Source organism: Mucilaginibacter angelicae (assembly GCF_042434235.1).
In the GTDB taxonomy this organism is placed as follows: Bacteria; Bacteroidota; Bacteroidia; order Sphingobacteriales; family Sphingobacteriaceae; genus Mucilaginibacter; species Mucilaginibacter angelicae.
Genome location: NZ_JBHLTS010000023.1, coordinates 66,061 through 87,300, shown reverse-complemented (window position 1 = coordinate 87,300; position 21,240 = coordinate 66,061). Strand labels below are relative to the sequence as shown.

Annotated in this window: 20 protein-coding genes; 12 read left to right on the top strand and 8 right to left on the bottom strand. The window is 40.5% G+C overall.

Annotation, left to right across the window (positions count from 1 at the left end; translation table 11 throughout):
* The first annotated feature begins 248 nt into the window (after positions 1 to 248).
* Together ACFFGT_RS17500 and ACFFGT_RS17495 are read left to right on the top strand one after the other, a co-directional pair.
* On the top strand, positions 249 to 449 hold the full coding sequence (locus ACFFGT_RS17500) for a hypothetical protein (protein ID WP_377023825.1): 201 nt from the start codon (positions 249 to 251) through the stop codon (positions 447 to 449).
* Positions 450 to 530: 81 nt separating this feature from the next.
* Positions 531 to 2,303 (top strand): tetratricopeptide repeat-containing sensor histidine kinase, encoded by a 1,773-nt coding sequence (locus ACFFGT_RS17495; protein ID WP_377023824.1) that lies wholly within the window; start codon positions 531 to 533, stop codon positions 2,301 to 2,303.
* On the opposite strand, the gene ACFFGT_RS17490 is transcribed toward ACFFGT_RS17495, so the two are convergent.
* Positions 2,298 to 2,939 (bottom strand): response regulator, encoded by a 642-nt coding sequence (locus tag ACFFGT_RS17490; RefSeq protein WP_377023823.1) that lies wholly within the window; start codon positions 2,937 to 2,939, stop codon positions 2,298 to 2,300. The two genes, ACFFGT_RS17495 and ACFFGT_RS17490, sit on opposite strands and share 6 nt — an antisense overlap.
* A gap of 1,374 nt (positions 2,940 to 4,313) precedes the next feature.
* On the opposite strand from ACFFGT_RS17490, the gene ACFFGT_RS17485 reads away from it, so the two are divergent.
* From ACFFGT_RS17485 to ACFFGT_RS17475, 3 genes are read left to right on the top strand one after another with little or no spacing between them, the layout of a single operon-like run.
* On the top strand, positions 4,314 to 7,553 hold the full coding sequence (locus ACFFGT_RS17485; RefSeq protein ID WP_377023822.1) for a SusC/RagA family TonB-linked outer membrane protein: 3,240 nt from the start codon (positions 4,314 to 4,316) through the stop codon (positions 7,551 to 7,553).
* 29 nt (positions 7,554 to 7,582) lie between these two features.
* Positions 7,583 to 9,046 carry a SusD/RagB family nutrient-binding outer membrane lipoprotein gene (locus ACFFGT_RS17480; RefSeq protein ID WP_377023821.1) on the top strand — a complete coding sequence of 488 codons (1,464 nt, stop codon included), beginning with the start codon at positions 7,583 to 7,585 and terminating at the stop codon, positions 9,044 to 9,046.
* Between the two features lie 14 nt (positions 9,047 to 9,060).
* Positions 9,061 to 9,954 carry a BT_3987 domain-containing protein gene (locus ACFFGT_RS17475; RefSeq protein WP_377023820.1) on the top strand — a complete coding sequence of 298 codons (894 nt, stop codon included), beginning with the start codon at positions 9,061 to 9,063 and terminating at the stop codon, positions 9,952 to 9,954.
* 275 nt (positions 9,955 to 10,229) lie between these two features.
* Here ACFFGT_RS17475 and ACFFGT_RS17470 read toward each other — a convergent pair whose 3' ends face one another.
* Complete coding sequence (locus ACFFGT_RS17470; RefSeq protein WP_377023819.1) at positions 10,230 to 11,453, bottom strand: CehA/McbA family metallohydrolase; 1,224 nt, start codon at positions 11,451 to 11,453, stop codon at positions 10,230 to 10,232.
* 309 nt (positions 11,454 to 11,762) lie between these two features.
* Here ACFFGT_RS17470 and ACFFGT_RS17465 point away from each other — a divergent pair, with 309 nt between their 5' ends.
* Positions 11,763 to 12,401, top strand: coding sequence for an SRPBCC family protein (locus ACFFGT_RS17465; RefSeq protein ID WP_377023818.1), 639 nt, complete (start codon positions 11,763 to 11,765; stop codon positions 12,399 to 12,401).
* A gap of 82 nt (positions 12,402 to 12,483) precedes the next feature.
* Positions 12,484 to 13,419, top strand: coding sequence for a DUF5996 family protein (locus ACFFGT_RS17460; RefSeq protein WP_377023817.1), 936 nt, complete (start codon positions 12,484 to 12,486; stop codon positions 13,417 to 13,419).
* Positions 13,420 to 13,443: 24 nt separating this feature from the next.
* On the opposite strand, the gene ACFFGT_RS17455 is transcribed toward ACFFGT_RS17460, so the two are convergent.
* A complete protein-coding gene (locus tag ACFFGT_RS17455; protein WP_377023816.1) occupies positions 13,444 to 14,055 on the bottom strand; it encodes a DUF1444 domain-containing protein in 612 nt (203 codons plus the stop codon).
* A 150-nt stretch (positions 14,056 to 14,205) separates the two neighbouring features.
* Between ACFFGT_RS17455 and ACFFGT_RS17450 the strand changes: the two genes are divergently transcribed.
* Positions 14,206 to 14,454, top strand: a complete 249-nt coding sequence (locus tag ACFFGT_RS17450; protein ID WP_377023815.1) for a hypothetical protein — start codon at positions 14,206 to 14,208, stop codon at positions 14,452 to 14,454.
* Here the strand turns inward: ACFFGT_RS17450 and ACFFGT_RS17445 are convergent, their stop codons facing one another.
* Complete coding sequence (locus ACFFGT_RS17445; protein WP_377023814.1) at positions 14,455 to 15,009, bottom strand: hypothetical protein; 555 nt, start codon at positions 15,007 to 15,009, stop codon at positions 14,455 to 14,457. It lies immediately after the preceding gene.
* 150 nt (positions 15,010 to 15,159) lie between these two features.
* Positions 15,160 to 15,708: a fasciclin domain-containing protein gene (locus ACFFGT_RS17440; protein WP_377023813.1), complete on the bottom strand. Its 549-nt coding sequence runs from the start codon at positions 15,706 to 15,708 to the stop codon at positions 15,160 to 15,162.
* A gap of 224 nt (positions 15,709 to 15,932) precedes the next feature.
* On the opposite strand from ACFFGT_RS17440, the gene ACFFGT_RS17435 reads away from it, so the two are divergent.
* The 3 genes from ACFFGT_RS17435 (at position 15,933) to ACFFGT_RS17425 (ending at position 17,584) form a co-directional block, all read left to right on the top strand.
* Positions 15,933 to 16,163, top strand: a complete 231-nt coding sequence (locus tag ACFFGT_RS17435; RefSeq protein WP_377023812.1) for a helix-turn-helix domain-containing protein — start codon at positions 15,933 to 15,935, stop codon at positions 16,161 to 16,163.
* Between the two features lie 119 nt (positions 16,164 to 16,282).
* Positions 16,283 to 16,675, top strand: a complete 393-nt coding sequence (locus ACFFGT_RS17430; RefSeq protein WP_091211342.1) for a DoxX family membrane protein — start codon at positions 16,283 to 16,285, stop codon at positions 16,673 to 16,675.
* A 51-nt stretch (positions 16,676 to 16,726) separates the two neighbouring features.
* On the top strand, positions 16,727 to 17,584 hold the full coding sequence (locus ACFFGT_RS17425) for a CPBP family intramembrane glutamic endopeptidase (protein ID WP_377023811.1): 858 nt from the start codon (positions 16,727 to 16,729) through the stop codon (positions 17,582 to 17,584).
* A gap of 6 nt (positions 17,585 to 17,590) precedes the next feature.
* Here ACFFGT_RS17425 and ACFFGT_RS17420 read toward each other — a convergent pair whose 3' ends face one another.
* The 3 genes from ACFFGT_RS17420 to ACFFGT_RS17410 all read right to left on the bottom strand — a co-directional run bounded on the left by ACFFGT_RS17420 (position 17,591) and on the right by ACFFGT_RS17410 (position 20,679).
* Complete coding sequence (locus ACFFGT_RS17420; RefSeq protein ID WP_377023810.1) at positions 17,591 to 18,202, bottom strand: TetR/AcrR family transcriptional regulator; 612 nt, start codon at positions 18,200 to 18,202, stop codon at positions 17,591 to 17,593.
* 55 nt (positions 18,203 to 18,257) lie between these two features.
* The gene (locus ACFFGT_RS17415) at positions 18,258 to 19,805 is read right to left on the bottom strand and encodes a DHA2 family efflux MFS transporter permease subunit (protein ID WP_377023809.1); all 1,548 of its coding nucleotides are present in this window, start codon (positions 19,803 to 19,805) and stop codon (positions 18,258 to 18,260) included.
* Positions 19,806 to 20,043: 238 nt separating this feature from the next.
* A complete protein-coding gene (locus ACFFGT_RS17410; RefSeq protein ID WP_377023808.1) occupies positions 20,044 to 20,679 on the bottom strand; it encodes an NAD(P)-dependent oxidoreductase in 636 nt (211 codons plus the stop codon).
* A gap of 156 nt (positions 20,680 to 20,835) precedes the next feature.
* Here ACFFGT_RS17410 and ACFFGT_RS17405 point away from each other — a divergent pair, with 156 nt between their 5' ends.
* Complete coding sequence (locus ACFFGT_RS17405; RefSeq protein ID WP_377023807.1) at positions 20,836 to 21,219, top strand: winged helix-turn-helix transcriptional regulator; 384 nt, start codon at positions 20,836 to 20,838, stop codon at positions 21,217 to 21,219.
* The last annotated feature ends 21 nt before the right edge of the window (positions 21,220 to 21,240 follow it).

Below are 21,240 nucleotides of genomic sequence, written 5' to 3'. Positions count from 1 at the left end.
TTTCCAATATTGCTAACCTGTATAACATTATATAAATAGCGCATCCGCAGGGCGTACCTATTGTAATATCATTTGTAAAACTAAGCTTTATCATGGCTCTCCAAAATACCAACTGCTTTGTATTGTGTACTTTTCGGCAGCTCCATAAAATTGTATTATCAAAAGCAACAGCGAAATAAATGAAAACACTGCTTAAGCATTGTTTTAAAACACATTAATTCATCGGGTTGCACCTAAATTAAAAGATTATGGAGAGCAATTTAAATTACCTCGTAGGCTTTATTTCTCTAACTTTTATGGGATTATCGGCCATGTACAAACTAAAACTCAACAAACTGCAGGGAACCGGCCGCATACCAAGCATTATCAGTGCCAGGCAACGGCAAATTATTTTTTTTGTATTGGCGATAATGTCTGCCCTGATAATCCTGATTATTAAAACCAGCTAACCAGGTTAACTACTTCCAAAACCAACAGCTTTTGCCGACAAATATCAAATTACTATCTTTAACCGGGACCAGAAACCGGATATGAAATACCTTTTGTTTCTTCTTTTTATTTTAACTGTAATTCCGTGTTCCGGTCAAAATATTGATAGTTTAAAGAAAATTGTTTTCGGTAAAGCATCACCGCAAAAACGTTTAACAGCCGCTACCCGGATAACCACCAGCCCGGTTGAACAAAATCCGGATAAAATTATTGCAATTGCAAAACAAGGTTTAAACCTTGCCAGGCAGCTAAATAATAAAAAAGCTGTTACCTTACTGTCTCAAACTTTGGGGAAGGCCTATTACCAAACTAACCTGTATGATTCTGCAGCATATTATTATAATATTGCCGCCACTATTTTGAGCAAAACAAATCAGCAGTATCTTTTAACAGATGATTACAGCAGGTTAGCAAAAGCCTATGTTAGATTAAAAAACTATGATAAGGCTCTTGAATTTTGCATGCTGGCAATTTCATATGCACCCAAAACCGGCGAGCGTGTAGCATTGATGGGAACTCTAAACCAGGCCGGCGCCTTATATGAAGCTAAAAACAATTACCGGGAAGCTTTAAATTATTTCAGACAGGCTTTTGATATAAAAGACTCCCTGAACCTTGTGAGGCAAACAAATCAAAACACTTCTGAAGCATATAGCCATCAATTTATGGGCGATGTTATGGGAAGTATAAAGCAAAGCCAATCGGCACAGGAAATTTTAAAAACCATTGATGTCAAAAAATCATTAAATGATACCCTGGCACTTTCAATTAATTACTTTAATCTCGGTGTCCTTTATAAAAACAAACAGCAATACCTGCAATCGCTTGATGCTTTAAAAAACTGCCTCCAGTTTGCCATCCAAATAAATTACACGGATATGCAAAGAAGCGCTACCAATGAATTAGCCGATTTGTATGAACAGACGGGCAATTATGAGCAATCGCTGGTTTATTTAAAAAAGCACGCTGCCATTAAATCATCAGGTAACAATACAATTGATGAACTACAGGCAAAATATGAAATAAAGCAGCGCGAAGACCAGGTACTGCAGCAGCAGTTTGAAATAACCAAACGCAATTACTGGATGGCGGGGATCGTCATTTTTATACTGTTGATGTTATTTGCAGGTTTTTTCTACTACAAACAAAACCAGTTAAAACAGCGCAACATTGCCATGCAGGCCATTATTGCTGCCGAAGAAAGCGAAAGAAGGAGAATTGCCCAGGATTTACATGATAGCGTAAGCCAAACAATGTCGGCCGCCAAAATCAATCTATCAGTTATTGGCAGCGAATTACCTTTTGTGGATGAAGAGCAAAAGGCCCGTTTTGAAAAAGTAATTAACCTTGTTGATTATGGGTTTAAAGAAGTACGGACGATATCACATAATATGATGCCCTGGGCGCTTCATAAAACAGGGCTGGCGCAGGTAATTAAACAATTTATTGAGAATATCAGGAACGACAGCACTGCCATAAACTTTTTTAGCAGTGGCTTTGATTCGCCGTTTGATAATACTATTGAAATCATCCTGTACCGGGTACTGCAGGAAAGTGTAAACAATGTAATGAAGCATGCGCAGGCCGACAGGCTTGACATTTCACTTATCAGGAACGAAGATAGCATCAGTCTTACCATCGAAGATAATGGCAAAGGGTTTGATACCACCAATCCGGATATTTTTAAGGGAATGGGGTTAAACAATCTGCGGTCGCGGATAAATTTTTTAAAAGGCAAGGTTGAATTTGATTCGCAGGTTAACAGGGGTACACTTGTATCTGTTTATATTCCGCTTACCAATAAGCCCTTATAAGTTATACTGCATTATAAACCGGGTAAGCTCAACCGGGTTTTTCAGGTTGAGTTTTTGCATAATATTTTTACGATGTGTTTCAACAGTATAAATACTTAGATGAAGATGATCGGCCATTTGCTGATTGGTAAAATTCTGCTTTATAAACTGCAAAAGTTCAGTTTCCCTTTTGGTAAGCTGAAATTGCTTTAAAAAAGGATCTGATTCATTAAGCGGGGAGTTAACAACCGGTTGTTTATACGGAAAACACAGCTGTCCCTGCGCTACAGAACGCATTACCTGTAATAACTCGGCTTTTTCAACATTTTTGAACAAGTATCCATTAGCGCCTTCAGCTTTTGCTTTTTCAATCAAATGCTCTTCATTATAGGTAGAAAGCATGATTACTTTAATTTTAGGGTAGTAATCCTTTATTCGCTTAAGCACTTCAAACCCGTTAATACCAGGCATATTAATATCAAGCAATACCAGGTTGGGTGTATGGGTATGCAATAAGTGCAGCATTTCCTTACCGCTGGCTGCAACACTTATAACCTCAATACCCGGCTCGCCCTGCAATAACATACATAGGCCGTTTATAAATAAAGTATGATCATCCGCAATAATTACTGATAATTTTTCCAAGGTGCTTTCCATCTTATAAATTCAGTGTAAATCTATATTTTATCCTAATCACAAAAAATACCAACTGCTTTGTATTGTATGCCCTGGTACCGCTTCATAAAATTGTTTACTGAAAATAAGCAGAAATAAGATGAGAAACTATGGCTCTTCATATTTATATAAGCTCAATAACACAGTACTTATATTCACAATATTTATCCGAACCTATTAACCCAAAAAGTAATGCAATTTTTTATTAGCACATTTATAATAATGCTGATTTGTATAATCGCATTACTACAGGATAGGTCTTATGGCAACGATGTAATTTTACCAAGGGCCCAGAACAGGTTTCCCAACCAAAAGAGAAACCAGTTAACCAAATGTAATAATGTTTCACATACTGTTTTAAAGGTATCGCCCCAGGAATCGCAAACAGAAGTGTTTGCGGCATTATTAACAGAAAAACTTGCCAATCCTTCAATCTTAAATAAAACAACAACTGTGCATGCTAAAACCAGCCCTCCTGTTCATTTAAATACTAAAAAAGGGGGCGGCCAGGGAAATATCTTCTGTTTTCGGTGCAAGTTAAACTCCTTTGCTCCTGCAGGCAGCTATTTCAAACAATCTTTTAAGGAACTTCAAGATCAGTAAACGGCAACCTGGAGCAGTAATTATCATTCTGCGAGGGTACCATAATGGTGATATTTGAGGTGCATCGGAGCGTTGAATACATTTTTTTTAAAATTATCTGAACTTTTTTTTAATTAAAACAATGAAAACTAATTAATTTTAAGTCACTTAAATACTATCAACTATGACTTAACTATTAATTTTTCATTAAAACATCTTGTTAAAAAACAAAATCTCAACAACAATAATAATTCCCTATAAGAATAAAACAATCACAAATAGCTATCAATCAAGTATTTAAAACAAAATAACATCATTTCAAATATTATCTGGTAAAAGCTTTTACCAATAGATTTGTTATATCGGCGCCATTGTCACATTTCTTTTACAAAAAAATATTATTATTTTTAAAAATTAAAATTCTCAGGCTTTTACAAAACAATTATTTTACTTTAAATTATTAAAAAAACACACTTTCTTGAATTTATTACCCAATATTTTTCATAATACGGCATTTATAAGTAATATCCCCTGTCTTTTTTATGTACATCTTAGCACAATTGCTTAAAAAATTAAAATTCACACAAAATTTATATGAATTTTATATGAAGAATTTAAAAAAGAGCCATTTTTATTCATTTTGAAACAACGTTTTATCAACATTTTTATAAATATTTTAATATACGAAAGGAATATTAAACTTTTTTCAACTTTTTTTTCATTTTATTACAAAAATTGTAGTTTTGGGTATTAACTAAAACTGATTTTTTAACAATGAAAAAACTCCTACTCGCAAGCTGGTGTTTTATCATGCTATTTATTAGTGTGGTACAAGCACAAAACAAAACAGTTACCGGCCGGGTAACTTCAAAAGACGATGGACTACCGCTACCAGGCGTGTCCGTAAGAGTTGTAGGTACCACGGTTGGTACACAAACAAATGCAGACGGCAAATTCTCTTTATCCGTTCCCGCATCTGCAAAATCACTAAGCTTTACCTTTATTGGGTTTACTCCTTCAACAGTTGAAATTACTTCGGCCCCGTTGGATGTTAAATTAACAAGCAGTGCCAGCAAATTATCAGAAGTGGTAATCACCGGTGCTTACGGTACCAAACAATCATCACGTTCGGCTTCGTACGCTGCGCAGGTTGTAAAGTCAGATCAGCTTAACACTATCCGCCAGCCTAACGTTAACAACGCGCTGGCAGGTAAAGTTGCAGGTGTTCAGGTACGCAGCCAATCGGCAGCAGCACTGGGCCGTAACACCAACATCAGGCTGCGTGGCGCTACCGGCTTTGGCAGCGGCAACAACCCTTTGTATGTAGTTGACGGTACGATAATGCCAAACGCCGACGATTTGAGCAATGACGATATCGACAACATCAGTATCCTGAATGGTCCTGCGGCATCTGCGCAGTTCGGGTCACAGGGTGCTTATGGTGCTATCGTTATCACAACTAAAAAAGGTAAAAAAACAAAAGGTGTTGGTGTTGAGTTAAACCTTGGAGCCAATTTCGACAAGGCTTACATTTTACCTAACTACCAAAACACCTACGGTGGCGGCGCCTCTGCCGATTTCATTCAGTATCATTGGAAAGATGGCGATCCTGAAGGATGGAAAGCTTTAGACGGCAAATATTATCCGGATTATACCGATGATAGCAGCTGGGGACCTAAAATGGTTGGCCAGGAGTATATTCCATGGTATGCATGGGCTGCCGGTACTAAATACTCGTTCAAAACAGCAAAATGGACCCCTCAGCCGGATAACGCTAAGGACTTTTTCCGCACTGGTGTAGCTTTAAACAACAGTGTTTCCTTCACCAAAGCTGCCGACGACTACAACATCAGGATGTCGTACAATAACCAGCACACTACAGGTATAGTGCCCGAAACCTGGTTAAACAAAAACAACTTCACCCTGAACGCTAACTACGATCTTAACAAACACCTGACTGCAGGTGCAAGTATTAACTTTTCAGGCACACAGCTTCACGGTCAGATCAGCGATGCTTACGCAAGTGCATCAAGCGGTTCATTCAACTCATGGTTCCACCGTGACCTTGACATGGGCATCATGAAAGAGTTACAGGACCTTAAATCACCTGATGGTACTTATGTAAGCTGGAACCACCAGAACCCAAATTCATACGATGCCTCTAACCCGGGCGCATTTTATGCAGGTAACTACTGGTATAACCCATATTTATGGCAAAAACAATGGCAAAGCCTTAACACCCGCGATCGTTTGTACGGAAATATTTACTTACAGTACAAGATCAATAACGATCTGAGCTTTAAGGTTACTTACCGCCGCAACCAAACCAACACCTGGAACGAAGGCAAGATTTCGTCTGAAATACAGGCAAGTGGTACCCAAACAGGTCAGAAAGCTGGTTACGGTACTTCAACTTCTTACTCTAACCGTGAGAACTATGAAACCTTGCTTAACTATGATAAGCAAATCAAAGATTTTCACGTAAATGTTAACGCAGGTAGCGATTTTTATAACTGGAGCTACAAAGACAACTCAGCAACCACTAATAACGGTTTAAGTGTTCCTGATCTGTACACTCTGGCAAACTCTGTTGACCCTATCAGCGCTAACAACACCAGGACCCAGGAGCAATACCGCGCAATATTCGGAAAAGCCTCTGTCAACTACAAAAGGATTTACTATGTTGATGCAACATTGCGTAACGACTGGTTCTCAACCATTTCTACAGTAAACGATGCCAACTCAGTATTGTCAAAATCATTCGGTGGTTCAGTTGTGTTCAGCGAGCTATTGCCTGAATTTAAAGACTGGTTGAGCTACGGTAAAGTAAGGGGATCATGGGGCCAGGTACCATTGGCTTTAGGTACATCAACCGAAACATTTGGTGCGTACAGGAACAATACACTTTACGGCATTGCTGCAAACAAATGGAATGGCGCTTTACTACAAGGCGGTCCAACCCAGTTTGTTGACCCTGCACTGCACGGAACCACAACTACTTCAAAAGAGGTTGGTTTAGACCTGGGTTTCTTTAACGACAGGTTAACTATTGGTGCTACTTACTGGGCTGCAGATGATAAAGACATTCCACTGGGCTTAGCGGTTAATGCTGCCAGTGGTGTTTCATCTATCCTTACCAACGTAGGTTTGATCAAAAGAAGAGGTTTGGAGATTACTGCAAGCGGTACTCCTGTTAAGTTGCCAAACTTTAGCTGGACTGTTAGTACAAACTTTGCCCAGTTACTTGACAATACAGTTGTTGAGATCAGCAACAAATACGGAGTTGACCGTGTGCAGGTTGCCGGTGTATGGGGTACAGATATGCCTTACCTCATCAATCAAAAAGGCAAATGGTGGGGTCAGATCTACGGTAACGGTATCAAACGTAACTCGGCTGGTATTCCAATCCTTACTTCATCGGGCGCCTATATCAACGACCCTAACGTATATTTCGGAAGCGCCTTGCCTAAATACACAGGCGGTTTACAAAACTCATTTACCATCTTTAAAGACTTTGTGCTGAGCGCAAATATCGATTATCAGTTTGGCGGTAAATTCGTGTCATTATCAAACCGTTGGGGCCAGTATAGCGGCTTAACTGCTAATACTGCTGCACTTAACGATAAAGGATTGTCGGTACGTGATCCTGTTGCTGATGGCGGCGGTGTTAAAGTTACCGGTGTTGATGCTAACAACAACCCTGTTACTTATTATGTTGACGCAAAATCATACTACCAGGGTTTAACAAACAATAAAACTTACGACCCATATATCTACGATCTGACTTTCATCAAACTTCGTGAAGTTGCTGTAGGTTACAACCTGCCGATCAAAAAATGGGGTTTAGGAAATGTTTTCCAGTCTGCAAGGATTGATTTAACCGGCCGTAACTTATTGTTAATATACGCTAAATCGAAAGATTTTGATCCATCAGAGATCAGCGCGACAGAAGGTGAAACTGCCCAATATCCAGGCACAAGAGGTATCGGTTTCAACCTAAAAGTAACATTCTAAGCGAATAAGGATTATTAGACCAAGAAAAAATGAAAAAGATATATCTATATACATTAGCAGGCGCGTTTACCTTTTTAGGCGCGGGTTGCAATAAGCTAAAGGATTTTGGCGATGTGAACAACAATCCTGCGGCAACCGTAACACCGATCCCTTCGGCTTTGTTATCAAATGTTGAGGCCAGCTTAGGCGGCTATGGTTCAACAGGTACCGAAGCGATAAGCGGCGGTCAGTACGCTCAATATTTTACCGAAACACAGTACTCAGGTACTTCATTGTATAACCTGCCTCAAAACTCGTTCACAGGTAACTATGCAGGCAACTTAAATAACCTGCAGTTGGTTATTAACCAAAACCCTAACAAGAACATGGTTAATGTTGCCAAAATATTGCAGCAATATATTTTCTGGATTGTGACCGATTCATGGGGTGATGTTCCTTACAGCGAAGCCTTGAAGGGATCGGCCAACATATTGCCTAAATATGATACCCAGGAAACTATTTACAAGGGTATGATCACCACTTTAACAGATGCAATAAACTCATTTGATTCATCTGCCATAAGCGGTGATATCATTTACGGAGGCGATGTTGCATCATGGAAAAGAATGGCAAACTCGCTTAAACTGCTTATCGCAGTGCAAATGTCAAATGTATCATCTGCTTCAACTATAGCATCTACTGCTGCTAAAGAAGCAGTTGCTTCGGGTGTAATAACCGATAACTCGCAAAACTTCCTGCTTCAATATCCTGGTGGTAACTACAAAAGCGCATGGTGGAACCTTTATAATGGCCGTAAGGACTTTGCCGAGGCAAAAACCCTTACTGATATCACCGCTTCTACCAGCGACCCGCGTCAGGCTGCTTTCGGCGGTGAAAGCGAAGCCGCAGGAAATGTCAACACTTCAAGCATTGGCGTTCCTTATGGTTTAGCCCGTTTAACTGTAACCGCCTTTACTGATGCTAACCCTAAATGGGCCCGTGTACTGCGTGGCGACTACAGACTGGAAAATGGCTATGTAATGCTGATCAGTGCTGCCGAAACATGGCTGGCCCGTGCAGAAGCTGCCAACCTGGGATGGACTACAGAATCTACTTCTGCAGCTTACAAATCAGGTGTAACTGCTTCATTTGCTCAATGGGGCGCCGGCACACCTTCAACTGCTTATTTAAACCAGTTCCCGGTTACCGATACAAAAGATGCGGATATTACTCATACCCAGGTAAAGAACATATCTACCCAAAGATGGATCTCAAGCTATCCTGACGGACATATGGCCTGGGATATATGGAGAAAAACAGGCTGGCCATCGCTTACCCCGGCCCCCGATGCTACAAACTCATCAAAGAAAATTGTACGCAGGTTTGTTTATGCTACCAGCGAGTACAATACTAATGGTGCAAACGTGAATGCAGCAGTTGCCCGGTTAACAGGCGGCGACAGCCAGGATTCGCGCGTATGGTGGGATACAAGGAAAGACAAGGACAACAATTAAAACATTGACACAACATGAAAAAGAATATATTTATTAAATATTTGCTTGTTGCCGGTATCGCATCTGTTGCCATTTTTTCAGGCTGCCGGAAAGAGACTGCTGCCGATAAAGTTGGCGGACAAGCGGCTGATAACGGAATATCATTTGTAGGATTTCCTGACGGCCTTGAACAGTCACATTTCTTCGACCCGTTCACAAACATTAAAACTGTAGACGTTTTTTCAATCAAACGCGATGCAAAAAGCGCGGCTGATCTGCAAAAAGACCAAACTGTGGTTTTAAAAGCAATTCCCGACGCAATCACTAAATATAATGACGATAATGGCACCGAGTATGAATTACTTCCAACAAGTCTTTATACAATAAGCAGTACCAAAGTTACTGCCACTACCTCGGGTAACCTTAATGCTAAATTTGCGCCAGGCGACTTTCAAAACTACTTTACCATTAAATTGGACGGAAGTAAGTTTGACCTTACAAAGAAATATGCACTTGCATACATAATTAGCGATGCTGCCGGCCTAAGCATACATGCTGCAAGCAAGGATACGCTGTATACCTTCTTTGCTATCAAAAATAAGTATGATGGTGAATACCACTCAACAGGTACTTTCCACCACCCTACAGCGGGCGATCGTGCTATTGACAGGGATAAAACCCTTACTACGGCCGGCGCGACTGCGGTTAGTACTGAGATTGGCGATATCGGCGGATCAATGACACTGACCGTAAATGAAGCTACAAACGAGGTAACTGTTTCTGGTAATGTTAGTGCAACTCAACCGTTACTTCCTGTACCGGGATTGACTAATACTTATGATCCGGCCACCAAAAGTTTTATACTTAACTACCGGTATTTAGGTGGCGGTGGTTACCGTGTTGTTGAAGAAACAATTAAACACAAATAAAATAAGGCAATAATTAAAGGAGGGCTCTTTTTTGCCCTCCTTTATCTGCTGTCAAGCCAATTAATTTTATTCTTTCAAATTCGGGTTTAGCTTTTTAACAGGGATTTATAGAATAATGTATTGTGCCTGAAAAGGATTTGTGAAGGTGATCAGGAAACAATAAAAATTATGAGGCCAGAGAATTTAGTTTGCAGCTTCGTTCTTTTAGTTAATAGTTACAATAAAAAACCGTACACCGTAAGCTCGTGTACGGTTTTCTCTATTATATAAAGTTATCAGAAATTCGGATCAAAATTAAAGCAGATCGGATTTGATAACCCTACCATATTCCCGCTCAGTGCTGCCGATTGCGGCACCTGCGGGTAAGGTGTAGATGGCCCTTCAACAGTAACCCGGTAATAAGTACGGCCGGCTATTGCCGGTGTATCGGTAAATTCAACTACATGCGTTTTGCCATCCATTTTTAAAGTACTAAACGGATTACCGTTTTTTACTATATTAATAGTGTAGGTAGTATCCCTGATGCTGTTTCCGGTTAACTGAACTTTGAATTTAACCGGCTTACCTGTTGCTTTCACATTATCACCCATCATCATATCCATTTTATCATCGCCATTTAAATCGGCATAAAACTCTACGCGGGGGGCATAAGGGTTTGAACTTATTGATACACGCCCATTGGTTAGTGCATCAATAACAGCCTGCTTAGTACGTGCAGTTGCAAATACCCATGTAGTAGGCGTTCCGGCATAGTTAGCCTTGGCCTGGTAGGTGTTAGGGCCAGGTTTTTCATCTCCAACTGGAACACCGTGATGGGCATCGCTCCCTCCCCTGCCTGTTAGTTTACGGCCCGATGACAGCATATCGTCCCAGATCATGATAGCATTGGCATTTTTTGACCAGATGGCCGAATTCCATACCTCGATAGAATTAACCATATCGTACGAATACCCGAAATGATCTTTACCGCTGGGGTGATTAGCCGACAGGTGAATGCCCAGGCTATTTTTTATACGCCCTACTACGGTATCGCGCTGATCGCGTACATCATATAACTTTTGATGATCATAAGGTTTGGCCGAAAACGCGTTGCCATGGCCACGGGTGGTTGTCCATTCGGCAGCGTACAGCAACAATACCGAGTCTGACTTAAACTCAGGGTCGGTCCAGGTGTTGTGGGCTATGTCGCCTTCCACATGATTATCATGATCGGTAATCGCCAAAAAATCGATCCCTACCAATTTACAAAAAGCGATGATCTTGCTGATTGAATTATTTGACGATTCCTTACTATGCCTGGAGTGCATGTGCAGCTCGCCTTTAAGCCAAACACCATTACTGAGGCTGGCCGGTGGCGGCAACGTGCCCAAAGGTTTAGGAGCCCAGGGGTTTACGTGGGCCGCTTGCCCCAATACCGAACCGCTGATGCAGCCTGCCACCATAATCATTAAACCGGTTTTAATTAACAGCCCAATTTTCCTGTTAGTTTTTAGTACCATAAGTAGCTTTTGTAGATCTTTTTTTATTGTGTATTAATTTGGCAGCCAACTTAGCCCACTCATGTTAGCTGACCGTTAACAGGTACAAATGATATAAAAATGTGACAGTGCAGCGCGAAAGGGTTATATTCATAGGTCGATACAATTTGGCGGCCCGCAAACAGAGATTCTTATTTTCAAGCCCCCTTCTTTTATATTTAAACGAAACGATTTGCCATACCAATTGTAGTTGATAAGGACGATGAGGTTTACGGCACAGGCAACAATCAGCATCGGTATGTACTTTGACCTAAAAACATAAAAAAGCAAATGAAGAGCAGGCGTAAAAAAAACAGTATGAATGGGTTATGGCTCTTTAGTTGCTTCTTATTTTTTTCGCCTGCATGGCTTTATGCCCAGGGCAAATGGGAGTTAAAACGCAATGAAAATGGCATTGAGGTTTATTCCAGAACTCCCTTAACGGGCAATCTGAAAGAGATCCGTGTACTTTGTGAATTTAATACCACCAAAACAAAACTAATTGCGGCATTAAAAGATATTGACCATTATAATGCCTGGGTTTATAGTACTAAGGAAAACAGCATGCTGAAAGTTGTAAACCCGGACCAGTTTATTTATCATTCTATATCCAATTTACCCTGGCCATTAAAGGACCGTGACCTGATAGTTGAATTGAGTGTAATGCCCGCCGAAAAGCATGAACAGTTTCAGATCCAGGTTAAGAGCCTTCCGGATTATTTACCCAGGGATAAAAAGTATATAAGGATACCCTACTCACTTGCATTATGGAATGTAACCGTAAAAAACGAAAGTATGTTAAAAATCGATTATACATTTAGCGTGGACCCAGGAGGAAGCATCCCTGTTTGGCTGGTAAACAGCACTTTACCCGTTGGGCCTTATAATTCGTTTCGCAAATTAAAAATGCTTCTGGAAAGCCCGCTTTAATTTCCTTTTGATCGATTTTTGACAAGATAACATCCGCAAAACATTAGTAATTTAGAGTTAAATGATTCAACCCAATATACCTATGAGCAACCCGATAACAACAAGCTGGCCAAGGCTCGAGTATCATGACCTTAAGGATACCCTTGCAAGTGTTCATATGTGGACCCAGATTATTGGTAAAGTGAGGTTAAAGCAAATGCCATGGATTAATCATTCGTGGCAGGTTACCTTGTATATAAGCGCTACCGGTTTGACCACCGGCAGCATGCCCTTTAAAGGAGGAGTGTTCCAGATCGACCTTGATTTTATTAGTCATAACCTGCATATATCCACCAGCACGGGAGAAAACCGATCTTTTAGACTTGGTGCAGAAAGTGTAGCCGGGTTTTACAAATTACTGATGGATAATATCAGCGCTGTTAATGCCGATGTAGAAATATATGCAGTACCTAACGAAGTTGAACCGGCCATTCCTTTTGCCGAAAATCATACACCCTGTAATTATAACGCATCCATGATGCACGATTACTGGCAGGCCCTGGTCAGGATCCACAACGTTTTTACTGAATTCAGGGCAGGTTTCCAGGGTAAAAACAGTCCGGTTCATTTCTTTTGGGGAGGGTTTGACCTCGCTGTCACCCGCTTTTCGGGCAGACCAGCTCCCAAACACCAGGGCAGTGTTCCCAATATGCCGGCAAAAGTAATGCAGGAAGCCTATTCGCAGGAAGTGAGCTCATGTGGTTTTTGGCCGGGCTCTGATGCTTTCCCGCATCCGGTTTTCTATGCTTACTGTTACCCTGCAGCCCCAGATTTTGGTGAACAGCTGGTATCACCTCCTGAAGCATTTTATAGCGCAGAAATGGGTGAATTTTTACTGACCTATGAAGTTGTTTCGGGATCTGCCGATCCTGAACGGACTTTACTTCAGTTTTTGCAATCTACTTATGATGCGGCGGCCAAAACCGGGAATTGGGATAAAGATCTGCAATGTGACCTGTCGGCGTTAAAGAATGCGTGAGGTAGGATAGCGCGAAGGTTTACATCAAACGCCTATTGCTTTACGGGCTTTATCAATTAATGTATTTGAGAAATCTTCGTCCATAGGTAATAACCACTCTGCTGGCAATAAAAAATTTCCAGAAGTATATAACTGACCAGACATAGCGGTAGTCGCATTTTTATACATGTTGTTAATTAGTTGTTTTATTTCTTTCAACTCATCTCCGCTTACTGCAGATGACATTACCAACCCGCAGCTTCTATCTGGAAAAGCCACATAATATCCTTCAGGAAAAGCTTTGGATAATTCATGTGAAAGAAGAATTCGGCTCGAGCCTATCCCATCGCTATGCATAAATACTAAAAACTTCTTCCCTTTACCATCTCTCATTGTACCCTCATGTGTAAAGAAATTTTCTTTATTTGTAATTGAATGCCTTAAATTTTCAAATGCTTTTTGCTGCCAACCGTTATTGTTTTCATTCAATTCCGAAAACTCATTTTTGTTGATATAAGTCATCGCACCCGGGCTATTAAAAAACACCCACGTAAGCAAAAATTCTTTATTATTAAATTGTTGGTGCGGCAATTCCCAGGCTCCCTCAGTGTAATAACTGCGTGGTACAATTAATGGGAATATGTTGTCAAGGTTCATTTATTATCAGCTATTGATTTAATCAAAGAAAACAAAAATCCCTTGAAAACAAGCACATTGACTTACATTGAACCAAGATCATCGTGCTTATTTATAATTTGCTTTTATCCCATCAATAATTTAACTTTATTCAGCAATAATTATTTGATTATGAGCCAATTTCCAGACCCAGACGAAACCCCTACTCCTGACGAAGAGGGTGAAAACATTCCTGATATCTGGGATATTAAAACATCGGGGAAGGGCCGTGTGGGCAGGTTAGATACTGATGTATCTGAAAGCGCACCTTGTGCCGACGAGAGCGAACCCTATTTGGAAGGAGATTTCGGTACGCCCGATTTATGGGAAGGTAACGATCTTTCATCATCCGATGAGGCTGATTATGTTGAGTCGGAATAGTCAGGAAGCTATAGTTGCAACAGCAAAAGCGATCCCCATAACTATGGGCGAAAAAAATATTGCCCTTAAGCAAAGAATATACATCTTCCACCTGGTATCATTTTTCTTAGTGTTTTCTTCAATCCGTTCCTTAAAATTGATAATCTCAACCTTATAGAAAGCTAATATCCGGTCATCATCTTCAAGTTTGTCATTGAAAAACCCGGTAATAAAGTATGCTTCAGGTTTTGTACCGGGCAAAAGGTATTCACTTGGTGTTACACTTTCCAAAATAAATATCAAGCCCAGTATCAAAAAGTAAAAGATCCCTACTATTGCAGTGAACAACAAAGTATCTAAATGCGGGTTATCTTTCCACCTTCCGATAGCATAAGCCACAAGGCCAATCAAAACACCTGAAACCAACGTCAGCAACCCGTTCGATCGCTCGTAAATTCCCTTTGCCGTTTCCATGGTATGGTTATATGATTTTTCGGCCTGGTCAAATATGAATTTTGCATCTTCCAGGGTTAATTTGTTCAGCCAATCTTTTTTTTCCTTCCAGAAGCTTTCCATGCGCGTACTTTTTAACCTAATTTAAAGTTAATCAGGCATAATTCATACAATATCAATCAAATACATTTTTATTTATTATCAACCTGAATGAAAAAGGCCCGGTGCTTTAAGCAACCGGGCCTGCATTATTTATAAGCCCTGAAATTATAATTAGTTAGGCATCAACACGGTGTTAACCACATGGATAACGCCATTTTTCTGAAACACATCGGCAATGGTGATCCATGATTTACCGCCTTTTTCATCAACAAGGTATAGTTTTTTGCCTTGTGCCATAACGGTAAGCGTACCTCCTGCTACTGTTTTTAACTCCGCTTTACCCATACCTGTCTTAACTTTAGCCCACAAATCAGCCGAGCTTAAACGGCCTGCTACTACGTGATAAGTAAGGATTTTGGTCAGCATTGCCTTATTCTCCGGTTTCAACAAAGTTGGAACAGTCTCTTTCGGCAGTTTATCAAATGCCTCGTTGGTTGGCGCAAAAACGGTGAAGGGGCCAGCGCCTTTCAGGGTTTCAACCAAACCGGCGGCTTTAACAGCGGCAACAAGCGTAGTGTGATCTTTTGAATTTACCGCGTTATCAATAATGTCTTTAGTTGGGTACATAGCTGCGCCGCCTACCATTTTGGTTTGAGCGTTAGCTTTAGGCGCTACTGCAAAAGCTACTATTGCAAAGGCCGCGATGATCATTTTTTTCATAATTTCTTGTTTTAATTAATTTGGAAGAAACTACGCGCTGACTTTACAAGCAGATTTAGGTCCACTGAAAAATCAATTCAAATAACTGAATATCAATATATTAACCATACCCTGTTTTAGAGTAAAGTAAATACCCACAACTTAATTGTTTATTATCCCTGTTTCAAATCCGAAGCATTCGTAATTACGTTAATTATTTAGACTACCAACTCACAAAACAAGAAATGCTTACCGAAAAACTTATAGCCAACAGGATCCGTGCGGTCAGGGAAGAAAAAAATTACACTCAGTTTTACGTCGCCTACAAACTCAAGGTATCACAAAATACATTCAGTAAAATTGAGCTGGGCAATGTTAAGTTAACCCTTGCCAGGCTTATTGAAATAGCAAAAGTGCTGGAAGTTGACCTGTTGGACTTTTTAAGAGAAGAGCACATGCATATTATTGCACGTTAAATAGTTTCCTGGCTTCCTACAGCCTGCCTGATTCTATTTTCCTCCCGTTTTGATCATTCCTATATTTTCATGAAATTGATCATTAATTTTCAATAAATTCAGCCCGCTTATAAACAATCATGAAAACCACTACGCTGATATGCCGGGTGCTGCTCGGTTCGTTATATTTGATATTCGGGCTTGATTACTTTTTACATTTTATACCCTATCAGCCGCTGCATACCGGCAAGGCTGGTGCATTTATAGCAGGTTTAAAGGGTACCGGATATTTTTATCCTATGCAAAAGGTGATACAAATTGTGGGTGGGCTGTCGTTGATGTTTAACCGCTATGCACCATTTTCGGCTGTGGTATTGTTCCCGATCAGTTTAAATGTATTACTATTCCATACTTTTTTAGTGCCGTCGGGATGGCTTATGGGCGTTACATTGGTAGTACCCAACCTGCTGCTGGGCTATGCCTACCGCAAATATTACAGCGGAATGTTCACCATGAAAGCGGTTGGCGAATGATGGATCGCTGAATTTTCAAGACCTTATTTTACCTTATCGCCATAATAAACAATGGACAATATCCAACCCGATAACGATGCATTCATCGTCAATAGCTCAAATGATGCGTTGATCCTAACCTCTGCTTATCCCAATTTAAAATCGCTCACACGATTGTTTTTTGTATTAATTTTCTTCATGCTCATTGGCGGAATAATTGGAGGCTTTCTGTTTCTTGACAGTAAACATCTTGGTTCAGAAGCAATCAAGCCATTGATAAATTTGATACTATATATTGGTTTTATGCTACTTACGATCAGGTATGGGATTAAAAAAGCTAAAAAAAATCAGCCAACTCCTTTTAACATCCGCTTTAATAAGATACCTTTTTGGCTGATACCAGTACTCATTTTAACAACAATAGCTTTGGTTGTAGGCCTGGAATGGGTCTCCAATCTGATACCTATGCCAGACTCTGTGCGTAATTTTTTTGAAAAAGTTTCTACAAAGAATTTCTTTTCTATTATCACGCTTGTTATTGCAGCTCCTATACTCGAAGAAATACTATGCCGTGGAATAGTTTTAAAAGGATTGTTGAAAAACTACGCTCCCAATAAAGCCATCCTGATCTCAGCCTTATTTTTTGGATTGATACATTTAAATCCATGGCAGGCATTACCCGCTTTTTTTGGTGGTTTATTTCTGGGGTGGGCTTATTACAAAACGCAATCGGTAATTCCAGGCATGATCATACATGCAACAATTAACGGCACATCAGTATTATTTTTGTTTTTACCCTATCAACGTCAACAATCTTTTTCAACCTTGTTGGGAGAACCTTTTTACATTTTGATCTGTGCGCTTTCAGCTTTGGTTTTTATAATGGGATGTTGGCTGATTAATAGAAAGGCTGTATCCATGTCTGATTAAGGTCTCCTATTTACCCTTCAACACCTGCCCTATCCAAACCGGGATCAGCTTTTTCCTATCCTTCATCATCGCCACAAATTCTGTAGCGTCAAAATAGCCGGCTTCGAGTTGCCTTGGGCGTAAAAGAAACGGGAAAACGATCATGCCGGCAATATTCCACATCAGGTTAATGGGGTGAAATTTGATAACACCATCGGCCTGCATGGCGTAAAGTTGTTTGGCAAAATACGAACCGGTTAATGTTTTCACCTTTTCAACCATAGGCAAAGTGGTTTGCCCTGCAAGCACCTCGTTCACCATAAAAAAAGGGAAATCCGGGTTTTCCAAAAGCTGGTCAATATAATATCCAACACAGATCTCTATCTTTTCAATGGCCGAGGTAGTCTCGTCATTTAAAACCGGTTCAATTTTATCAAAAAGCTTTTTAATGGTTTCATCCATGATAGAAGCAAAAAGGTTTTCCTTACTACGAAAATAATAATTAACCGATGCTACATTGGTGTTGGCTTCGGTAGCTATATCCCTTACCGTAGTAGCAAGAAAACCTTTTTTAGTGAAGATGCTCCTTGCTGCATTCAGTATTTTCTCCTCGGTAGTTGTTTCGGCGGTTATAGTCATGGATGATATATGTTTTCAAATTTAGTCATTCAAAAACATATATCATCCAAATGGCTTAATGCGTATCGGCTACGGCCTTTTGTCCTTTTACAATCGGCGCTAAAAATATCAGCGGGATAGCGGCCAGCATCACCCAGCCAACCACAATGTATGCGTCATTATAGCTTAGCAGTGTACTTTGCTTATTAACCGTACCATCAATAGCGGCATAAGCCATTTTTGAAGCATCAAAAAATGATTTCCCCTTGGTCATAAACCCATGTAACAAGGCATTATATCTTTCGGTGAAATAGGTATTATACGGATTAATATTGCTTAGCAGGTTATTGCGGTGCGTTGCCACACGGATATGGATCAGCGTATTTAAACCCGCTATACCAAACGAGCCTCCCAGCTGGCGCATCATATTGTTGAGACCTGTGCCCTGCCCTATCTCCTTCCCCTTTAAACCACCGATAGCAATTGTTGTAAGCGGTACAAAAAGAAGTGCTAAGCCCACCCCTCTTATGGCTAAAGGCCAAAAGAAATCGCCGGTACCCGATACCAGCGTTGAGCCGCTCAGGAACCATGAAAACACAAAGAACAATATCATACCAATTACGGCCATAATTTGGGCCGGCAAACCTTTATTAAGCATGATCCCCACAAAAGGCATCATCATAATGGTAAACATACCGCCCGGCAACAGGATTTCGCCGGTTTGCTGTGCCGAAAAGCCCAGCAGGTTTTGACAAAATACCGGAAAAACAAACTGCGACCCGTACAAGCCCACACCCAGCATAAACGAGGTAACCATCCCTGCCGAGAAACTCCGGTGCCGCATGATCTTGAAATTAATAATGGGGTGATCGGTACTTAATTCCCGCCATAGGAAAAGCAACAATCCAATAACTGCGCTTACTGTAAGTACGATGATATAAGTGGTGGCAAACCAGTCTTCGTCCTCCCCTTTTTCCAATATGGTTTGTAAGCTGCCAACGGTAATGGCCAGCAGGACAATTCCCCACCAATCAATGGGTTTATCCCTGCCATCAGCGGCTGTTACCCTCACATATATCACAGTACATACTGCCGCCAAAATTCCTACCGGTATGTTTACGTAAAAGATCCAGCGCCAGGCAGCATGATCTGTTATATAACCGCCAATAGTTGGCCCTATGGTTGGGCCAACAACTGCACCTAATCCAAACAAGGCTGTAGCCGTACCTAATTGTTCGGCAGGCCATGTTTCAATCAAAATAGCCTGCGCTGTTGACAGTAAACCACCGCCTGCTAAACCTTGCAATATCCTGAAACTAACCAGTTCGCCAAGGCTATGAGCGTTTCCACATAAAAAAGACGCGATGGTAAATATAATGATGGAGGTTAAAAAGTAATTTTTACGCCCGAAAAAACTACTCAGCCAGCCCGACATGGGCAAAATGATCACGTTTGCTACACTATAACCCGTTACTACCCAGGCGGCATCGGTTATGGTGGCCCCCAGGTTGCCTTGTATCTGGGGGATGGAAACGTTAACTATGGTGGTATCTATTAATTCTAACAGTGAAGCTATAACTACCGTAATGGTAATTATCCACTTTTTAAATCCTGACTCGGCCATTTGATAAATTTTTGTGTCTTAAATAATGGCACAAAATTAATCAATCGTTTGATTAAAACATTTGTTTGAAATTATTGTATAAATTATTACGATGAGGTGACAGGATAAATTTGAGATTGAAACGGGTAAGAAGACCACTAACACAGATTGTGTTAGCACACACGTGGATTATTGGCGGCTAATAGCGGGAATAGAGAAAAGGAAATAGCCGGTTAAAGCTATTCCTTTCCCGGTTAAATTAGTAGCCTATGCTGAATTGCTTACGGATTTGCTGCTTTTTTTCAAGCTCATCAATCAGTGCAAGGGCATAATCTTCATTTGAGATTTTGCTTTCACCATTGGCATCAAAGATCATGTTTGTGCTTCCCAGCCTGTATTTACCAGTGCGTTCGCCGGGTTCTATGAATTTGGGAGGGCTAAAATAACTCCAGTCAAGGCTGGAGTTCTTATACAGATCAAGCACTTCTGCATGGATAAAAATTACAGGCGCCCATTCTTTCGGTAACTGATCCATAACCGGGCTATCCATCAATCTTAACCCGGGCGAAATCTCTGTACTGCCTGCACCTCCTACAATAATCACCCTTGTTCCGGCTTGCTGCTCTAACGCTGTAATCAGGTTCTCATTTGCTTTCTTAAATTGCTCCGGAGTTACCGGCGAAATCGACGAAATAACCACATCAAATCCTTTTAATAAAGCAGGTAATCCTGCTGAATCTAATAAGTCGGCCTTAATAACTGAAAGGTTAGGATGTTGTAAGGTAATGGCGTTTGGGGTACGCTGCGCAGCGGTTACATCATATCCCTTACCTAACGCTTCCTTTAAAATTCTTTGGCCAATATTACCACTGGCACCGATCAACAAAATTTTCATTTCTTTTTACTGTTTAATTGTTTGATAATAATACATTAGTAACTTTAGTATTGTTACTTACTAAAGGGTACTAATGTAACCTGATCATGACGCTATAACAATAACGGTACGCCGGAGTTGCTAACTAACCCCAATGAAACTAACGCTGATAATGAGATGGATAACGAAAAAATAATTATAAGAGATGACCTTGATATTGCAAACTGCCCGGTGCGCAATGTGCTTGATCGCTTTGGTGATAAATGGTCTGTTTTGGTGATGATTAACCTGGGTAATAACGGAATAATGCGCTTTAATGAATTGCAAAAGTCAATACCGGATATCTCACAAAAAATGCTCACAGCTACACTTCGGTCATTAGAAGCCGACGGTATTGTTAGCCGCAGTGTATACGCAGAAGTTCCGCCACGTGTAGAATATCAGTTAACTGAACTGGGTGAAACTTTATTGCCCCACATCAGGGGCTTATCCCAATGGGCATTTACCCATATGGCAACCATTTTGAAAAACCGGGCAGGTAAGACAGATAAGGACAGTTGAGTTTTTTGTTATAAATAGTTT